The organism is Hoeflea marina (genome assembly GCF_003182275.1).
In the GTDB taxonomy this organism is placed as follows: Bacteria; Pseudomonadota; Alphaproteobacteria; order Rhizobiales; family Rhizobiaceae; genus Hoeflea; species Hoeflea marina.
Map to the genome: position 1 here is coordinate 111,137 of NZ_QGTR01000006.1, position 15,311 is coordinate 126,447.

19 protein-coding genes are annotated in these 15,311 nt (G+C 64.6%); 8 read left to right on the top strand and 11 right to left on the bottom strand.

What is annotated here, in order from left to right:
* Positions 1–97 precede the first annotated feature (97 nt).
* The 5 genes from DFR52_RS20480 to DFR52_RS20500 all read left to right on the top strand — a co-directional run bounded on the left by DFR52_RS20480 (position 98) and on the right by DFR52_RS20500 (position 5,606).
* Positions 98–1,966, top strand: coding sequence for an ABC transporter ATP-binding protein (locus DFR52_RS20480; RefSeq protein WP_110034109.1), 1,869 nt, complete (start codon positions 98–100; stop codon positions 1,964–1,966).
* Positions 1,967–2,148: 182 nt separating this feature from the next.
* Positions 2,149–2,727 (top strand): ubiquinol-cytochrome c reductase iron-sulfur subunit, encoded by a 579-nt coding sequence (gene petA / locus DFR52_RS20485; protein WP_110033889.1) that lies wholly within the window; start codon positions 2,149–2,151, stop codon positions 2,725–2,727.
* A gap of 14 nt (positions 2,728–2,741) precedes the next feature.
* Positions 2,742–4,046, top strand: a complete 1,305-nt coding sequence (locus tag DFR52_RS20490) for a cytochrome b (RefSeq protein ID WP_110033890.1) — start codon at positions 2,742–2,744, stop codon at positions 4,044–4,046.
* A 28-nt stretch (positions 4,047–4,074) separates the two neighbouring features.
* A complete protein-coding gene (locus tag DFR52_RS20495; protein WP_110033891.1) occupies positions 4,075–4,929 on the top strand; it encodes a cytochrome c1 in 855 nt (284 codons plus the stop codon).
* Positions 4,930–5,063: 134 nt separating this feature from the next.
* Positions 5,064–5,606, top strand: a complete 543-nt coding sequence (locus DFR52_RS20500) for an adenine phosphoribosyltransferase (RefSeq protein ID WP_110033892.1) — start codon at positions 5,064–5,066, stop codon at positions 5,604–5,606.
* A gap of 14 nt (positions 5,607–5,620) precedes the next feature.
* On the opposite strand, the gene DFR52_RS20505 is transcribed toward DFR52_RS20500, so the two are convergent.
* A complete protein-coding gene (locus DFR52_RS20505) occupies positions 5,621–6,106 on the bottom strand; it encodes a MaoC family dehydratase (protein WP_110033893.1) in 486 nt (161 codons plus the stop codon).
* A complete protein-coding gene (locus DFR52_RS20510) occupies positions 6,103–6,576 on the bottom strand; it encodes a MaoC family dehydratase (RefSeq protein WP_110033894.1) in 474 nt (157 codons plus the stop codon). Before DFR52_RS20510 ends, DFR52_RS20505 begins: the two co-directional genes overlap by 4 nt.
* 217 nt (positions 6,577–6,793) lie before the next feature.
* Here DFR52_RS20510 and DFR52_RS20515 point away from each other — a divergent pair, with 217 nt between their 5' ends.
* Positions 6,794–7,000, top strand: a complete 207-nt coding sequence (locus tag DFR52_RS20515; protein WP_110034111.1) for a YgaP family membrane protein — start codon at positions 6,794–6,796, stop codon at positions 6,998–7,000.
* A gap of 84 nt (positions 7,001–7,084) precedes the next feature.
* Here DFR52_RS20515 and DFR52_RS20520 read toward each other — a convergent pair whose 3' ends face one another.
* From DFR52_RS20520 to ychF, 5 genes are all read right to left on the bottom strand, one after another.
* On the bottom strand, positions 7,085–8,698 hold the full coding sequence (locus DFR52_RS20520) for a methyl-accepting chemotaxis protein (protein WP_110033895.1): 1,614 nt from the start codon (positions 8,696–8,698) through the stop codon (positions 7,085–7,087).
* Entirely contained in the window at positions 8,695–9,024 is a 330-nt protein-coding gene (locus tag DFR52_RS20525; RefSeq protein ID WP_110033896.1) for a hypothetical protein, read from the bottom strand. Before DFR52_RS20525 ends, DFR52_RS20520 begins: the two co-directional genes overlap by 4 nt.
* 241 nt (positions 9,025–9,265) lie before the next feature.
* Positions 9,266–9,643, bottom strand: a complete 378-nt coding sequence (locus DFR52_RS20530) for a hypothetical protein (RefSeq protein WP_146215637.1) — start codon at positions 9,641–9,643, stop codon at positions 9,266–9,268.
* A 157-nt stretch (positions 9,644–9,800) separates the two neighbouring features.
* The gene (locus DFR52_RS20535) at positions 9,801–10,133 is read right to left on the bottom strand and encodes an SMR family transporter (protein ID WP_280954202.1); all 333 of its coding nucleotides are present in this window, start codon (positions 10,131–10,133) and stop codon (positions 9,801–9,803) included.
* Positions 10,134–10,266: 133 nt separating this feature from the next.
* Entirely contained in the window at positions 10,267–11,370 is a 1,104-nt protein-coding gene (gene ychF / locus DFR52_RS20540; protein ID WP_110033899.1) for a redox-regulated ATPase YchF, read from the bottom strand.
* Positions 11,371–11,657: 287 nt separating this feature from the next.
* Between ychF and clpS the strand changes: the two genes are divergently transcribed.
* Entirely contained in the window at positions 11,658–11,969 is a 312-nt protein-coding gene (gene clpS / locus DFR52_RS20545; RefSeq protein WP_110033900.1) for an ATP-dependent Clp protease adapter ClpS, read from the top strand.
* 21 nt (positions 11,970–11,990) lie between these two features.
* Here the strand turns inward: clpS and DFR52_RS20550 are convergent, their stop codons facing one another.
* From DFR52_RS20550 to DFR52_RS20565, 4 genes are all read right to left on the bottom strand, one after another.
* Positions 11,991–12,452: a GNAT family N-acetyltransferase gene (locus DFR52_RS20550; RefSeq protein WP_110033901.1), complete on the bottom strand. Its 462-nt coding sequence runs from the start codon at positions 12,450–12,452 to the stop codon at positions 11,991–11,993.
* Positions 12,453–12,456: 4 nt separating this feature from the next.
* Complete coding sequence (gene pth, locus DFR52_RS20555; RefSeq protein ID WP_110033902.1) at positions 12,457–13,209, bottom strand: aminoacyl-tRNA hydrolase; 753 nt, start codon at positions 13,207–13,209, stop codon at positions 12,457–12,459.
* 36 nt (positions 13,210–13,245) lie between these two features.
* Entirely contained in the window at positions 13,246–13,863 is a 618-nt protein-coding gene (locus DFR52_RS20560) for a 50S ribosomal protein L25/general stress protein Ctc (protein WP_110033903.1), read from the bottom strand.
* A 184-nt stretch (positions 13,864–14,047) separates the two neighbouring features.
* Positions 14,048–14,305, bottom strand: a complete 258-nt coding sequence (locus DFR52_RS20565) for a hypothetical protein (RefSeq protein ID WP_110033904.1) — start codon at positions 14,303–14,305, stop codon at positions 14,048–14,050.
* A gap of 70 nt (positions 14,306–14,375) precedes the next feature.
* Between DFR52_RS20565 and DFR52_RS20570 the strand changes: the two genes are divergently transcribed.
* Entirely contained in the window at positions 14,376–15,269 is an 894-nt protein-coding gene (locus tag DFR52_RS20570; protein WP_110033905.1) for a LysR substrate-binding domain-containing protein, read from the top strand.
* Positions 15,270–15,311: the final 42 nt, after the last annotated feature.

Genomic DNA, 15,311 nt, shown 5'->3' on the forward strand with positions numbered 1-15,311 from the left:
GGCCGCTCCCGGAACCGGCCACGCCGTGCGGGATCAGGTGCCGGCCGCTGCCCATCGCCCCCGTTGCCAAACCCGAACCGAGTCCTATTCTCACGCCATGATATTTCGTCCGCTGCTGCTCGCCTTCGAACGCTGGATCAATCCGTTTGTGCCGCGGGCCAGCTATCGCCCACCCCAGGGGCTGGTCGCCTTCCTGTGGCACTATGTCGGCCAGGCCCGGTCGGCCTTCGTCGCCATGCTGGTGCTCGGCGGGCTGGTGGCGCTGCTCGAGGCGGCGCTGTTCTATTTCGTGGGCCTGCTGGTCGATGTGCTGGATAACGCCGTCCCGGCGGCCGGCTGGCATGGGCTGATCGGCGACCACGGCCCGGCGCTGGCCTTCATGCTGTTCGTCGTCATTCTGGCGCGCTTCCTGGTGACGACGCTGGCGGCGCTGGTCGAGGAACAGACCGTGGTTCCCGGCTTCTACAATCTGGTGCGCTGGCAGGCACATGTGCATGTGGCGCGGCAGAACCTGGCGTTCTTCCAGAACGATTTCGCGGGCCGCATCGTCACCAAGGTCTGGTCGGCCGGACAGGCAACGGGCGACTTCATGATCTCGCTGCTGCAGGTGGTGTGGTTCATCGCCATCTACACGGTGACCACCATGGCGCTGGTGGCGCAGCTCGACTGGCGGCTGGCTGCGATGGTTGCCGTCTGGATCGTGCTGTTTGCCCTGATGGCGCGCTACTTCGTGCCGCGCATCCGCAGGCATGCCCGCGCCAGCGCCGAGGCAGGGTCGCTGCTCAATGGCCGGCTGGTCGACAGCTACTCCAACATCCAGACGCTCAAGCTCTATGCGCGCGAGGACGACAACGACCGCTACATTCGGCGCGGCTTCGACCAGTTCATCGCCACCATCATTCCCTTCACCCGATATCTGACCGGCGTGCGCGCCTCGCTGGCGCTGCTTTCGGGCCTGATGATCACCGCGGTGGCGGCCTTCGCCATCAATCTCTGGCTGGCGGGCACGATCTCGGTCGGTTCGGTGGCCTTCACGCTGTCGCTGGTGCTTCGTCTCAACATGCTGCTGGGGCGGATGATGACCCAGCTCAACGGGCTGATGCGCAATATCGGCACAGTGCAGAATTCCGCCGAGCTGGTCTCCAGGCCGATCGGCCTGGTCGACAGGCCGGACGCGCCCCGGCTGACGGTCCGGCAGGCCTCGATCCGCTTCGATGATGTCAACTTCGGCTATTCCAGGGACCGCGAGGTGATTGCCGGCCTGTCGCTCGACATCGAGCCGGGAATGAAGGTCGGCGTCGTCGGCCGCTCCGGCGCCGGCAAGTCGACGCTCGTCAACTTGCTGCTGCGCTTCTACGACCTCGGCTCGGGCCGGATTCTCATCGACGGGCAGGACATTGCCGGGGTGACGCAGGAATCGCTGCGCCGGCAGATCGGCATGGTGACGCAGGACACCGCCCTGCTGCACCGCTCGATCCGCGAGAACATCGTCTTCGGCCGGCCCGACGCCGATGACGAGATGGTGCGGCGGGCTGCCGAACAGGCCGAGGCCTGGGAGTTCATCGGCCGGCTCTCCGACCAGAACGGCCGTGTCGGGCTCGATGCCCATGTCGGCGAGCGCGGCGTCAAGCTGTCCGGCGGCCAGCGCCAGCGCATCGCCATCGCCCGGGTGATGCTCAAGGACGCGCCGATCCTGGTGCTCGACGAGGCCACCTCGGCGCTCGATTCGGAGGTCGAGGCGGCCATCCAGGACAATCTCGACATCCTCATGCAGGGCAAGACCGTGATTGCCATCGCTCACCGGCTGTCGACGATCGCGCGCATGGATCGGCTGGTGGTGATGGATGAGGGCCGCATCATCGAGAGCGGAACCCATGAAGAACTTGTCGCCAATGGCGGCCTTTACGCGGAATTGTGGGCGCGCCAGTCGGGCGGCTTCATCGGCGCCGAACTGGCGGCCGAATAGGCACCTCGCGTTTTCCCGCGACAATGTGACCATCTGCTTCCGTGCGGTCTGGACTTCTCCGCGTAACCCGCTTAGAAACCGCGCGATTGACAGGATTCCGCCACAATGTCGGCATGCGGGTTCTTGCCGGCGGGGCAGGGCGGAATACTGATCCGGACGCAGCTTGAAGAGGATGTTGAGCCGTGAGTGAACACATGACTGCGAATGATGCCTCGGGCGAGCCGACCCGCCGGGATTTTCTCTACATCGCCACCGGCATGGCCGGTGTCGTCGGCGCCGCCACGGCGGTCTGGCCGTTCATCGACCAGATGGCGCCCGATGCGTCGACCCTGGCCGCCTCCTCCATCGAGGTCAATGTCGCCAGCCTTGAGCCGGGCATGTCGCTGACCGTCAAATGGCGTGGCAAGCCGGTGTTCATTCGCAACCGCACGGACAAGGAAATCGAGGAAGCCAAGGCTGTGGCTCTCGACGACCTCAAGGATCCGCTGGCGCGCAATGCAAACCTGCAGGCGGGCGCCGAAGCGACCGACATCGACCGCTCCGCCGGCGAAGGCAACGAGAACTGGCTGGTCATGATCGGCGTCTGCACCCATCTGGGCTGCATTCCGCTTGGCCAGGCCGGCGATTTCGGCGGCTGGTTCTGCCCCTGCCACGGCTCGCACTACGATACGGCGGGCCGCATTCGCAAAGGTCCGGCGCCGGAAAACATGGCTGTGCCGCTGTTTTCCTTCACGTCCGACACTGTCATCAAGATCGGCTAAGGGGGCTATTGACCATGAGTGGCGATCATTCGACTTACAATCCGACGACCGGCTTCGGCAAATGGATGGATTCCCGTCTGCCGTTGATGCGGCTGACCCATGACAGTTTCGTCTCCTACCCGGTCCCGCGCAATCTGAACTATGCCTACACTTTCGGCGCCATCCTCTCCATGATGCTGGTCGTGCAGCTGCTGACCGGCATCGTGCTGGCCATGCACTACGCCGCCTCCACCGGCATTGCGTTCAATTCCGTCGAGCACATCATGCGCGACGTCAATTTCGGCTGGCTGCTGCGCTACATGCACGCCAACGGCGCATCGTTCTTCTTCGTGGCGGTCTACCTCCACATCGCGCGCGGCATGTATTACGGCTCCTACAAGGCTCCGCGCGAAGTGCTGTGGATCCTGGGCGTTGTCATCCTGCTGCTGATGATGGCGACTGCCTTCATGGGCTACGTGCTGCCCTGGGGCCAGATGTCCTTCTGGGGCGCGACCGTGATCACCGGCTTCTTCACCGCCTTCCCCGGCATCGGCGAGACAATCCAGCAGTTCCTGCTCGGCGGCTTCGCGGTGGACAACGCCACGCTCAACCGGTTCTACTCGCTGCACTATCTGCTGCCTTTCATGATCGCCGGCGTCGTGGTGCTCCACGTCTGGGCGCTGCATGTGACCGGCCAGACCAACCCGACCGGCATCGAGATCAAGTCGAAGACCGACACGGTGCAGTTCACGCCCTATGCCACCATCAAGGACGGACTGGCCACCAGCGTGTTCCTGCTGGTGTTCTGCTGGTTCGTCTTCTACATGCCAAATTTCCTTGGTCATGCCGACAACTACATCCAGGCCAACTCGCTCAAGACGCCCGCGCATATCGTGCCGGAATGGTACTTCCTGCCGTTCTACGCCATCCTGCGCGCCATCACCTTCAGCATCGGTCCGATCGACTCCAAGCTCGGCGGCGTTCTGGCCATGTTCGGTTCGATCGCGGTGCTGTTCCTGCTGCCGTGGCTCGATACCTCGAAGGTCCGCTCCGCGGTCTACCGTCCGTGGTACAAGCTGTTCTTCTGGCTCTTCGTCGCCAATGCCATCTTCCTGGGCTGGCTCGGCGCCAAGCCTGCGGAAGGCACCTACACCACGCTGGCGCAGATCTCGACACTGTTCTATTTCGCCTTCTTCCTGGTGATCCTGCCGGTGCTGGGACTGATCGAGACACCGCGGCGTCTGCCCAACTCCATCACCGAGGCCGTGCTGGCAAAGCGCAGCGGTTCGGGTGGCTCGAAGCCCGCTGCGGCTGCGGCCTCACCTGAAACCCGCGGCTAACCGAGAGCGACGGAAAGGAATCGACGACATGAAAACGCTTCTTGCAAGCATCGTTCCGTTCGCGCTGGCTGCCATGATCGGCGCCACGCCTGCCCTGGCAGCGGAGGAGGCAGCCGGCGGTACGCCGCACTACCCGATCCACCATCCCAAGGAAGTCGAGTGGTCCTTTGCCGGACCCTTCGGCACCTTCGAGAAGGCTCAACTGCAGCGCGGGCTGAAAGTCTACAGCGAAGTCTGCGCGGCCTGCCATTCCATGCATCTGGTGCCGTTCCGCACCCTGAGCGCGCTCGGCTACTCGGAAGATCAGGTCAAGTCCTTCGCGGCAACGCACGAGACCGAGGATGGTCCGAACGTCGACGGCGAAATGTTCACTCGCGCCTCGGTGCCGTCGGACTACTTCCCGTCGCCGTTCCCGAACGTGGAAGCCGCCGCGGCCGCTAACAATGGCGCGGCCCCGCCCGACTTCTCGCTGCTGGCCAAGGCCCGCTATGTCGAGCGCGGATTCCCGCAGTTCATCTTCGACATGTTCACCACCTATCAGGAGGCCGGGCCGAACTACATCTACTCGCTGCTGACCGGATATGAAGAAGCTCCCGCCGGCGTCGTCGTGCCGGAAGGCGCGCACTACAATCCCTACTTCATCGCCGGCCCGGCGCTGGCGATGGCGCAGCCGATCAGCGACGGACAGGTCACCTATGACGACGGCGCGCCTGAAACGCTCGACCAGTACGCCAAGGATGTGGCCGCGTTCATGATGTGGGCCGCCGAGCCTCACCTGGAGGCGCGCAAGCACCTCGGCTTCAAGGTGATGATCTTCCTGCTGATCTTCTCGGCGCTGCTGTATCTGACCAAGAAGGCGATCTATTCGCGGATGGACCATTGATGGCCGGCTGCCGCGCCTGACGTCATTCTCAACGCCGCCTTCGGGCGGCGTTTTGATGTGATGGAAGCCGCGGCGGCGAGCTTGTTCGGGGACCCTGAATCCGCCAGAGTGACTCACACACGAGGGACATGCCCATGTCTGACCTTCAATCCGAACTGATGGCGTCGATCCGCACCATCCCGGACTATCCCAAGCCCGGCATCCTGTTCCGCGACATCACCACGCTGCTCGGGGCACCGCGCGCCTTCCGTCGCGCGGTGGACGAACTGGTCCATCCCTATGCGGGTCTGCGCGTGGCCAAGGTCGCCGGCATCGAGGCACGCGGTTTCATACTCGGCGGCGCCATGGCGCACCAACTGTCGGCAGGCTTCGTTCCGATCCGCAAGAAGGGAAAGCTGCCGCACGAGACCGTCAGCGTGGCCTATAGCCTGGAATACGGCGTCGACGAGATGGAGATGCACAAGGACGCCTTCCTGCCCGGCGAGAGCGTGATCCTGGTCGATGACCTGATCGCCACCGGCGGCACAGCGGAGGGCGCGGTCAAGCTGCTCAGGAAGATGGGCGCCGACATCGTCGCCGCCTGCTTCGTCATCGATCTGCCGGATCTCGGCGGCAGGAAGAAGCTCGAGGACCTCGGCGTCAGCGTGCGGACGCTGATCTCCTACGCGGGTCACTGAGCGCCCCGGGACAGCTATTCCGGGTCGTCATCCGCCAACCGCAGCAGAACCGCGCTGCTGAAGCTCATCACCGCTTCGTCGCCTTCGTTCCATGCATCCGCAGTGGTTTCGAGCAGCGACCAGCCCGGCCTTGACGGCAGGGGCCGTATGCCGCTGACCGTGCGTGAGTAGGTGATGGTGGAGCCCGCGAACACCGGTCTGATCCAGCGCAGGTTGCGAATGCCGGGGGAGGGGCCGTATTCGGGCACCGGCTGGTTTTCGCGGGCGGCATTGGCATGGCTGCGCGCGATGGCCGCGACGTTGAGTTTCATCCACACCGCCACCGTGTGCCAGCCGCTGGCGCAGAGGCCGCCGAACATGCTTCGGGCTGCCGCCTCGGCGTCGAGATGGAAGGGCTGCGGATCGAACTTTCGGGCGAAGGCGATGATGTCCTCGGCGGTAAAACGGTGGCTGCCGAGCACGATGCGTTCACCGATGGCGAGAAGCGGATCGTGGTTCAAAGCTCTGCCTCCGGATTGCGCAGCCGCACCATTACCGGATGTTCGACCTCCATCACCACTTCGCCGCGCTGGTTGGTGATCTCGTGGCGGAGGGCGACGATGCCGATGGCGGGCTTGGACTTCGAGCGCCGCCGCTGGACGACGCGGCTGATGCCGGAGAGGACATCGCCCACCAGCACCGGCCGGCGCCATTTGACGAAATCGATCTGCGGCGCGCCCTCGGAAGCGGTGTCGAGCACATAGGAATCGCACATCATCCGCATCATCATGGCGCAGCTGTGCCATCCCGAGGCCGCTAGTCCGCCCAGGATGGACGCCGTTGCGGCCGTCTCGTCGAGATGCATCGGCTGCGGGTCGAATTCCCGGGCGAAGGCAACGACTTCGTCCCGGTCGACCGGCATCGGTCCGAGCGGGAAGGTCACTCCGGGTTCCATGTCTTCGTAGTGGATGATGTCTTGCGGCGCTGCCATCGGTTCATGCTTTTCGGATCGTGGAAAGCCGCGAGCCTACCCTACCCGACCGATTGTGCAACCGTGCTGCACTGCAATGCACCGATCCCCGTGCCGAAGCAAAGGCGGGCGACTGCGGGGGAGGCAGCGGTTGATCGGAATCAATGCCGCCTGGCAGTGCATCGCTAATCTCGACCATGTTGCCGGTCGAGCGCCGGCCGAACAAAGGGAGATTGTGATGTTGAAGACCAATGTCGGAGCCGTAGACCGGGCCGTGCGCATCGTTGCCGGACTGATCCTGCTTGCCCTGTTCTGGCTCTATCCGGCCGCGCCGTGGCGGATGTTCGCCCTCGTCGGCATCATCCCGCTGGTCACGGGACTGATCGGCAGCTGCCCGCTCTATTCGATGCTCGGGCTGTCGACCTGCCCGGCGAAGCGGCGCTGAGGCCACGCTCGGGCGGGATTGAGGGAGACGGGAAGGGCCGGCGGTGCTGGTGGCGAATCCGCCGGCCGGTTCCGGGGACCCGTCTCAGGCCGCGCGGCTGGCGGGCTGTCGCGGGGCCACGGCGGTTGCCCCGTGGCTGCCGCTGAGCGAGAAGACGGACAGGTGGGCGACCAGCGTCTCGGCATCGTCGGCGAGGCTGGCGACCGATCGGGTGGTGTCTCCGGCCATGGCGGCATTCTGCTGCGTCATGCGGTCGATTTCGTTGACCGACGAGTTGATCTCGGACACCGCGCTGGCCTGGTCGCGTGTCGTCTCGACGATGGCGCTGATATGCGCGTTGATGGTGTTGATCTGCTCGCCGATGGTTCGCAGGGCGTCGCCGGTCTGATTGACCAGCGCGACGCCGTTGCTTACCTGGCTCGATGACTTGGCAATGAGGCCATTGATCTCCTTGGCGGCGTTGGCGGAGCGCTGGGCAAGTTCGCGGACCTCCTGGGCGACGACGGCGAAGCCTCGTCCCGCTTCGCCGGCCCGCGCCGCCTCGACACCCGCATTGAGCGCCAGCAGATTGGTCTGGAAGGCAATGCCGTCAATGACCGAGATGATCTGGCTGATCTGGTGCGAGGACCCCTCGATGTCCGTCATGGCGCTGACCGCATTGGACACGATTCCGGCGGATATGCCGGCATCCCTGTTGGCATTGGCCACCAGCCGGCCGGCCTCCCTGGCACGCTCGGCCGAGGACTGAACGGTTTCGGTGATGCGGCCAATGGCGGCAGCGGTTTCCTCCAGCGATGCAGCCTGCTGCTCGGTGCGCTGCGAAAGCCGGTCCGCGCCGAGGCGCAGGCCCTCGGTGCCATTGCGCATGTTGACCGAGGAGGCACCGACGCCGGAAATGACGCCTTCGAGAGTTCCCATCGAGCTGTTGAAATCGGTACGCAGCTTGTCGAGCGATCCGGTAAACGCGGCGTCGAGCCGGTAGCGCAGATCGCCGCGGGCAAGACTCTCGAGCCCCGCACCGAGCGAATCGATGGCAAACTGCAGCTGTTCGTTGTCAAGGCGGCGTTCGGCATCCCGGCGCGCGTCTTCTGCGGCGCTTTCGGCACTGGCGGCTTCGGCACGCTGCGACATCTCAAGGGCGTGAATATTGGCTCTCCTGGCCTCCGCGATGGCCGTATCGTTCTGGCTGAAGGCCCTGGCCAGCAGATGGCCGAGCGCAACCAGAATGCCCGCTTCAAGGATCAGGATGACGGCGTGCAGGACGACGCGGCCGAAATCGGACGTGCCCGGGAACGCTGCGTGCGGCAGAACGACGTAAAGCAGCAGGTGGTGCACCGCGGTGAGAGCAGCGAAGGCCACGATCGGCCGCCAGTCCACCCAGATGGCGCAGATGGCCAGGCTCGCGAAGAAATACATGTGCATGTCGATCTGCAGCGGCGAACCGGTAAACGCGTAGACCAGAAGCGCCACCGTGGCGGCCAGGGCCAGGCCGGTGGAAATGCGCGTTCCCGTTCCCGTCGGGCTGCGCCACCAGGTGAGCGTGGCGGTCAGCGCGACGGCGGCGCCGCCGCCGATCACGACCACCGTATCCGCGTCCATGCCCCACCAGGCGCGGGCCACGAGCAATGCCACGTTGAGCCACAGCAGGGAAATGATCGATTGCCCGGCGCGAATGCGCAGCGATTCCATGAAGGTCATGTTGGGTCCTTGCTCCAGCAGGCGGAGATGAGGCTTCCGTCAAGCACAAGAAACGCTCCGGAGCGAAACAGCCTGAGGGCGAAGCCGGGTTCGGGGGAATGGGCGATGGCGGCAAAGCCGCTTGACGAGGTCGAGACAAACGTACCGCCGGCTCCGGCGACGACCCGGGCCATGGAGTCCGGTGTCGACCATGGCGGAATGAACACCAGGGCCTTGCCGCTGCGCGGGACCATGGCGGCGGCAAGCAGCACCAGGACGATCACCCCCAGATTGGCGGCAACGGCGGTGATTGGCGATCTGTCCTGTCGGGGCTCAGTTGCAGGCATCGGGATGCAGCGTGCTCGGTTCCGGTCACATGCCCGAGGGGCTGGCATCCGAGACCGGCGCATCATGCGGTCAGGTCAATGTTCTCGGAGAGCGCAATGATTGCAAGCAAAGGAGAATATTCGGTTAAGTGCCGCTGCCCAATTCTTGTCGCGGCACATACAGGGTGCAAACAGAGAGGATGCACTTCCTTGGCCGCCGCGGTCCGAATTCACTGCAGGTCAGGGTCTTCGAGCATGGCCGTCACTGCCAGGTGATGGCGCGCCCGGTGACTTCGACCGTGTCGATGGCATCCGTGTAGAGAAACGGGATCGGCGGTGTATAGCGGCAGGCGATCACCACTTCGCTGGTTCGCAAGCCATCGACCCTGTAGCGACGCAGCGTCGGCGACAGGTCTTGCGTGCGAGGACCGATCGCGGCCATGGCGGTTTCGAGGACAGCGTCATCGTCGTCTCCGTCCGACAGCAAGGTGCTCAATGCCAATGTGTCTGCAAGCGCCTGCAGCTTGCCACGGGCTGCGTGAGCAGAGATCCAGTTCAGGGTCAGCGGGGTGAGCAAGGCCAGCGCACAGACAGCCACAGCCACGCCCACAACCAACCCTCTTGCCTTGTCCCTCGACATGCGCATTGCCCCGACCCCTGTTCCAGGCGATCTCCGTCACCTTGAGATCTTAGGATAGCGCAGATACCTCAATCATCCCCCAAACGGGGGACACGCATTTTAGGGGTCGGTGAAAGAAGCCGTTAAGGGGTTGCCGAGGGCAGGCGTCGGCTGCGGATCAATGCAGTGTGGCGTTTGAAAACACGTTGACAATGAACACACCGGCGATGATGAAGCCCAGCCCTATGATTGCGGGCAGGTCGAGCTTCTGGCCGAGAACCAACCAGGCGACGAGCGCAATCAGCACGATGCCCGCACCCGACCAGATGGCATAGACGATGCCGGCGGGCATGACCCTGAGGGTGAACGACAGCAGCCAGAAGGCCACGACATAACCGGTAACGGCAACGAGGCTCGGCACAAGCCGGGTGAAGCTCTCCGTGCGCGCCAATGCAGTCGTGGCGATGACCTCCGCGACGATGGCCGCGGCGAGAATGCTGTAGGCCATCAAACGGGTCATGGCAGGTCCTTGGCGCCGGTTCGGCGCGACTTCGGGAAGGTCCCGGGCCGGCCATCGGGCCGGCCGGCCGTCGTGCATGTGTGCGGTCTGGCCGCGGGCCCGGCCGGTTACTCGCGCCGTGGCCTCAGGTGTTGAAGCGGAAGTGGATGACGTCGCCGTCCTGCACCACGTATTCCTTGCCCTCGTCGCGCGCCTTGCCGGCTTCCTTGGCCGGGACTTCGCCGCCAAGCATTACGTAGTCGTCATAGGCGATGGTGAAGGCGCGGATGAAGCCGCGCTCGAAATCGGTGTGGATGACGCCGGCGGCCGCAGGCGCCTTGGTGCCGCGGACGATGGTCCAGGCCCGCGTCTCCTTGGGGCCGACGGTGAAATAGGTGATGAGATCGAGCAGGTGGTAGCCGGCGCGGATCAGCCGGTCGAGACCGGCTTCCTCGAGACCGAGCGCGGAGAGAAACTCCTTCGACTCCTCGTCGGGCAACTGCGCCACCTCGGATTCGATGGCCGCGGAGATGACGATGCTTTCCGCGCCCTGTTCGGCCGCCATCCTGGCGACAGCGGCGGTGTGGGTGTTGCCGTCGACCGCATCGGCTTCCGAGACGTTGCAGACATAGAGCACGGGGTGCGAGGTCAGCAGATTGAGGCCCTTGAGGATCTCGATCTCGTCGGCGGCCAGCGTCTTCAAGAGCGTGCGTACCGGCTTGCCGTCCTGCAGCAGCTTGAGCGAAGCCTCCATCACCGGCAGCTGCGCCATCGACTCCTTGTCCTTGGACGCGGCGCGCTTGCGGGTCTGCTCGGTGCGGCGCTCGAGGCTCTCGAGATCGGCGATCATCAGCTCGGTCTCGATCGTGTCGGCGTCGCCGACCGGATCGATGCGCCCCTCGACATGGGTGATGTCGTCATCCTCGAAGCAGCGCAGCACGTGGACGATGGCATCGACCTCGCGGATGTTGGCGAGAAACTTGTTGCCGAGGCCTTCTCCCTTGGACGCGCCGCGCACGAGGCCGGCGATGTCGACGAAGGAGATGCGGGTCGGGATGATTTCCTTGGAGCCGGCAACGGATGCTAGCTTCTGCATGCGCGGATCGGGCACGGCGACTTCACCGGTGTTGGGCTCGATGGTGCAGAACGGGTAGTTCGCGGCCTGCGCGGCAGCGGTCCGCGTCAGCGCGTTGAACAGGGTGGACTTGCCGACATTGGGCAGTCCGACGATGCCGCATTTGAAACCCATGGAAACGTCACTCTCTGAAAGCTCGGGGATTGCCGCAGGCTATGCGGGAAAGGGCGGTTCGGGTCAAGGGGAATGGCGGCGGGCCGGCCCCGGCAGGGCAGTTGCGGCGCCCCGGAGCGGGCCCGGCGGAGGCGGCGCATCCGGCACCTCGAGGGTTGACCGCCTGACGTCGTCCGTCCCGGCGAAGCCACCCGGCACGGTCTGCCGCCGGCTGATCCTTGAAAGCGGCCGGGTGTGATGCAATATGGGGACAAGACCACGCTCCATTCCCTCCCGTGAGGATTTCCATGAGCGACAAAGACACCACTCTCGCGCCGAAGCTGAAGACCAGACCGGAGCTGGACAAGCCGAAGCTCTACAAGGTGATCCTGTTCAATGACGATTACACGCCGCGCGAGTTCGTCATCCTGGTTCTCAAGGCGGTCTTCCGATTGAGCGAGGAGACCGGCTACCGGCTGATGCTGACGGCGCACCGCTTCGGCAGCTGCGTGATCGTGGTCTGTGCCAAGGACATCGCCGAGACCAAGGCGAAGGAAGCCATGGACCTCTCCAAGCAGGCCGGGTTTCCGCTGATGTTTGCCACAGAGCCCGAGGAATGAGACCGGATCGGACGGGTTTCGTCAGGCCGCCGCGGGACGTCGGATCTGGAAGCCCGTCTTGTCCTGGATGAAGCCGCAATGGCGGTAGAAATCGAGCGTCTCCGGATCTTTGGAGCCGCTGAGCAGCATCACCTTGTAGCAGCCATCGTCCCAGGCCGTGCGAAAAGCCTGCCGGATCAGCGCGCCGGCGTGGCCGCGCTTGCGGTGAGCGGAATCGGTGACGACATTCTCGATCAATGCGTAGGGCGCGCCACCACGGGTCAGATTCGGGATGACGACAAGCGTGATGGTCGCCACCGCCTCGCCGCGGGACAGACTGACGAGGACCGTCATGCCGGGATGGGCGAGTATCGTCTCGAAACGTTGCCGCGCCAGGCCCGGCGCCAGCACTGCGTCTTCGGGCTGCAGATGCCGGTAGAGGCGAAGCAGATCGGGCAGGTCGGCGGCCATCGCCGCCCGGATCACGAACCCGCCGCTCTTCATGCTGCTACCCGTCCTTCTTGCCGAACATCCGCTTGAGCATGTCGGCCATCGGGCCGGAGGTGGGCAGGATCTTCGGCTGCGCGTTGTTGCGGGCCTGACGGATATGGGATTTTCCGGCCGCGGCCGGCTTGTCCCCGCCCGCGCCCGCATCGGCCTTCGGCGGCTTGCCCGGTTTTGGTGCGACGCTGCCGGTGGCCAGAGCGATGCGGTTCATGAAGGTGGAATCGGCGCCGGCGTCGCCGGCGAGCAGGTCCGCATGATCGGCGATGGCGGACAGCAGCGGGTCGAGCCATTCGGCGTCGGCCTTGGCGAAATCGCCCAGCACATGGTTGTGGACGCGCGCCTTGTCGCCCGGATGGCCGATGCCGATGCGCATGCGTCGATAGTCCTTGCCGATATGGGCGTCGATGGAGCGCAGGCCGTTGTGGCCGCCATGGCCGCCGCCGGCCTTGAGCCGGATCTTGCCGGCCGCCAGGTCGAGCTCGTCATGGATGACGACGATGTCGTTGGGGCCGAGCTTGTAGAAGCGCATCGCCTCGCCGACGCTTTCGCCGGACAGATTCATGAAGGTCGAGGGCTTGATCAGCAGCACCTTCTCGCCGCCGATGGTTCCTTCCGCGATCTCGCCCCTGAACTTGCGGCTCCAGGGCGAAAACGAATGGCGGCGGGCAATTGCGTCCGCCGCCATGTAGCCGACATTGTGCCGGTTCTTCGCGTACTGGGCGCCGGGATTTCCAAGACCTGCAATGAGCAACATGGATTCCGGCTCCCTGAATTCGGTCGAAGCCGAGGACTATTCCTCTTCGGCTTCTTCCGTCGCTGCGTTGTCTTCGCTCTTCAGACCGGCAGGCGCCGCAACCGTCGCGATGGTGAAGTCGCGGTCGGTGATCGTCGGCGTCACGCCCTTGGGCAGGGTCACATGCGAGATGTGAATGCCGTCGCCGATTTCGAGGCCGGTCAGATCGATGGTGAAGGAGTCCGGGATGGCGTTGGCCGAGCAGTGCACCTCAACTTCGTGACGCACGATGTTGAGCACGCCGCCGCGCTTGATGCCGGGGGACTTTTCTTCGTTGATGAAGTGCACGGGCACTTCGACGGTGACCTGGGTGTTCTTCGACACGCGCAGGAAATCGACATGCATCAGGAAGTCGCGGACCGGATCCAGCTGATAGTCCTTCGGCAGCACGTTGTACTTCTTGCCGTCGACGTCGATCGTGACCAGCGTGGTCATGAAGCCGCCTGCATGGACCTTCTTGGTGACTTCATTGCGCGAGAGCGCGATGGACACCGGGGACTGTTTGTCGCCATAAATGACTGACGGAATCTGGCCGTTGCGGCGAAGTTCACGGGCGGACCCCTTACCAACCCGTTCGCGCGCCTCGGCCTTGAGCTCATAAGTTTCGTTGCTCATGGCATTACCTTTCGAGGTTCTAATCTGGGGCTGCTCTCCGGAGAGGCCTTGCGGACCCGCCAAAAAACATCAAGCGCCGTTGCCGGCGCCTCATCCGCGTTGCCTCCAAGGGTGTCTGCACGGACGGGCGTGCTATAACGGAGAGGTCCCGACAATGCAAGGGCGGCCGGGCTTTGCGAGGCTTTCAGCTGCGGTCAGCGTGGGCCGGGGCGCGCGCGTGACGGAGCCGGTCAGGGAAATGCAGGAGGCGGACCGGTGCTCCCGCTGCGCCGATGCCGGGAATGACGGCCGGGTCGAATGGCAGATCGGCGATCTCGCGCTCGGTCATCCGGCTGAGATCGGGATGCGACAGCGGATCGGCTTCCCAATGCGGTCTGCGATCCGGAACATCGAAGGAATGCGGCAGCAGGCGGAGTGCCCTGAGAGCGAGATCGTATAGCATTGGTATAGGTTATCGACCCTGAATGCCATTTTCGATCGACATGTTCTCGATCTGCCTATAGAAAAACTATATGAAGAATCTCAACCAGGTGCCGCTCAACGGGTTGCGCGCCGTCGAGGCGGTCGGGCGGCTCGGCAATTTGCGGACGGCGGCGGACGAACTCGGCGTCACCCCGGGCGCCGTCAGCCAACAGATCCAGAAGGTGGAACAGCAACTCGGCTGCGAACTGTTCATCCGCCATCCGAAGGGCCTGTCCGCCAATGCGGCGGGACATCTGGTGCTGCCGCATCTCACCGCGGGCATGGCGGAACTGTCGATGGCGCTGACCCGGGCCTCCGAATCGCAGGGTGGCACGCTGGTGGTCTCGGTGGCGCCGGTGTTCGCGGCGAAGTGGCTGGTGTGGCGATTGAAGAGATTCTACGACGCCAATCCGTCGATCCGCATTCGCGTCGATGCCACCACGGCGCTGGTCGACCCCAATGCGTCCGACGTTGATGTCTGCATCCGGGTCGGCAACGGGCCCTGGCCCGGACTGCGCGTTTCCAAGCTGCTTGATCAGCGCATCTTTCCGGTCTGCAGCCCCATGGTGGCGGCGGACCTGACGCGGCCGGACGACATCCGCGCCATTCCGGTGATCCGCGACGGCGGCTCCCGCTTCGGCTGGGAGATCTGGCTCGAGCCGTTCGGCCTGGTCGAGGCGGATCTGCGGGAAGGGCCCACCTTTTCCGATGCATCGCTGTGCCTGGACGCGGCGGTTGCGGGGCAGGGGATCTTCCTTGCCTGGGAAACGCTCGCCCATGACGCCCTGGCGGCTGGCCGGGTGGTGGCGCCTTTCCCGGAGCGGTTTTCCACCGGTGCTGCCTACTGGTTCGTCAGCCGCAAACAGAGCTACAAGGCACAGCAGACCGAGGCATTCGAGCGCTGGCTTCGCGCCGAAATGGCCGCCGCCTTCGAGATGGCCTGACCTGCGATGAGTGTCACGCCAGCGCGGTGCGCGACAGGCAGC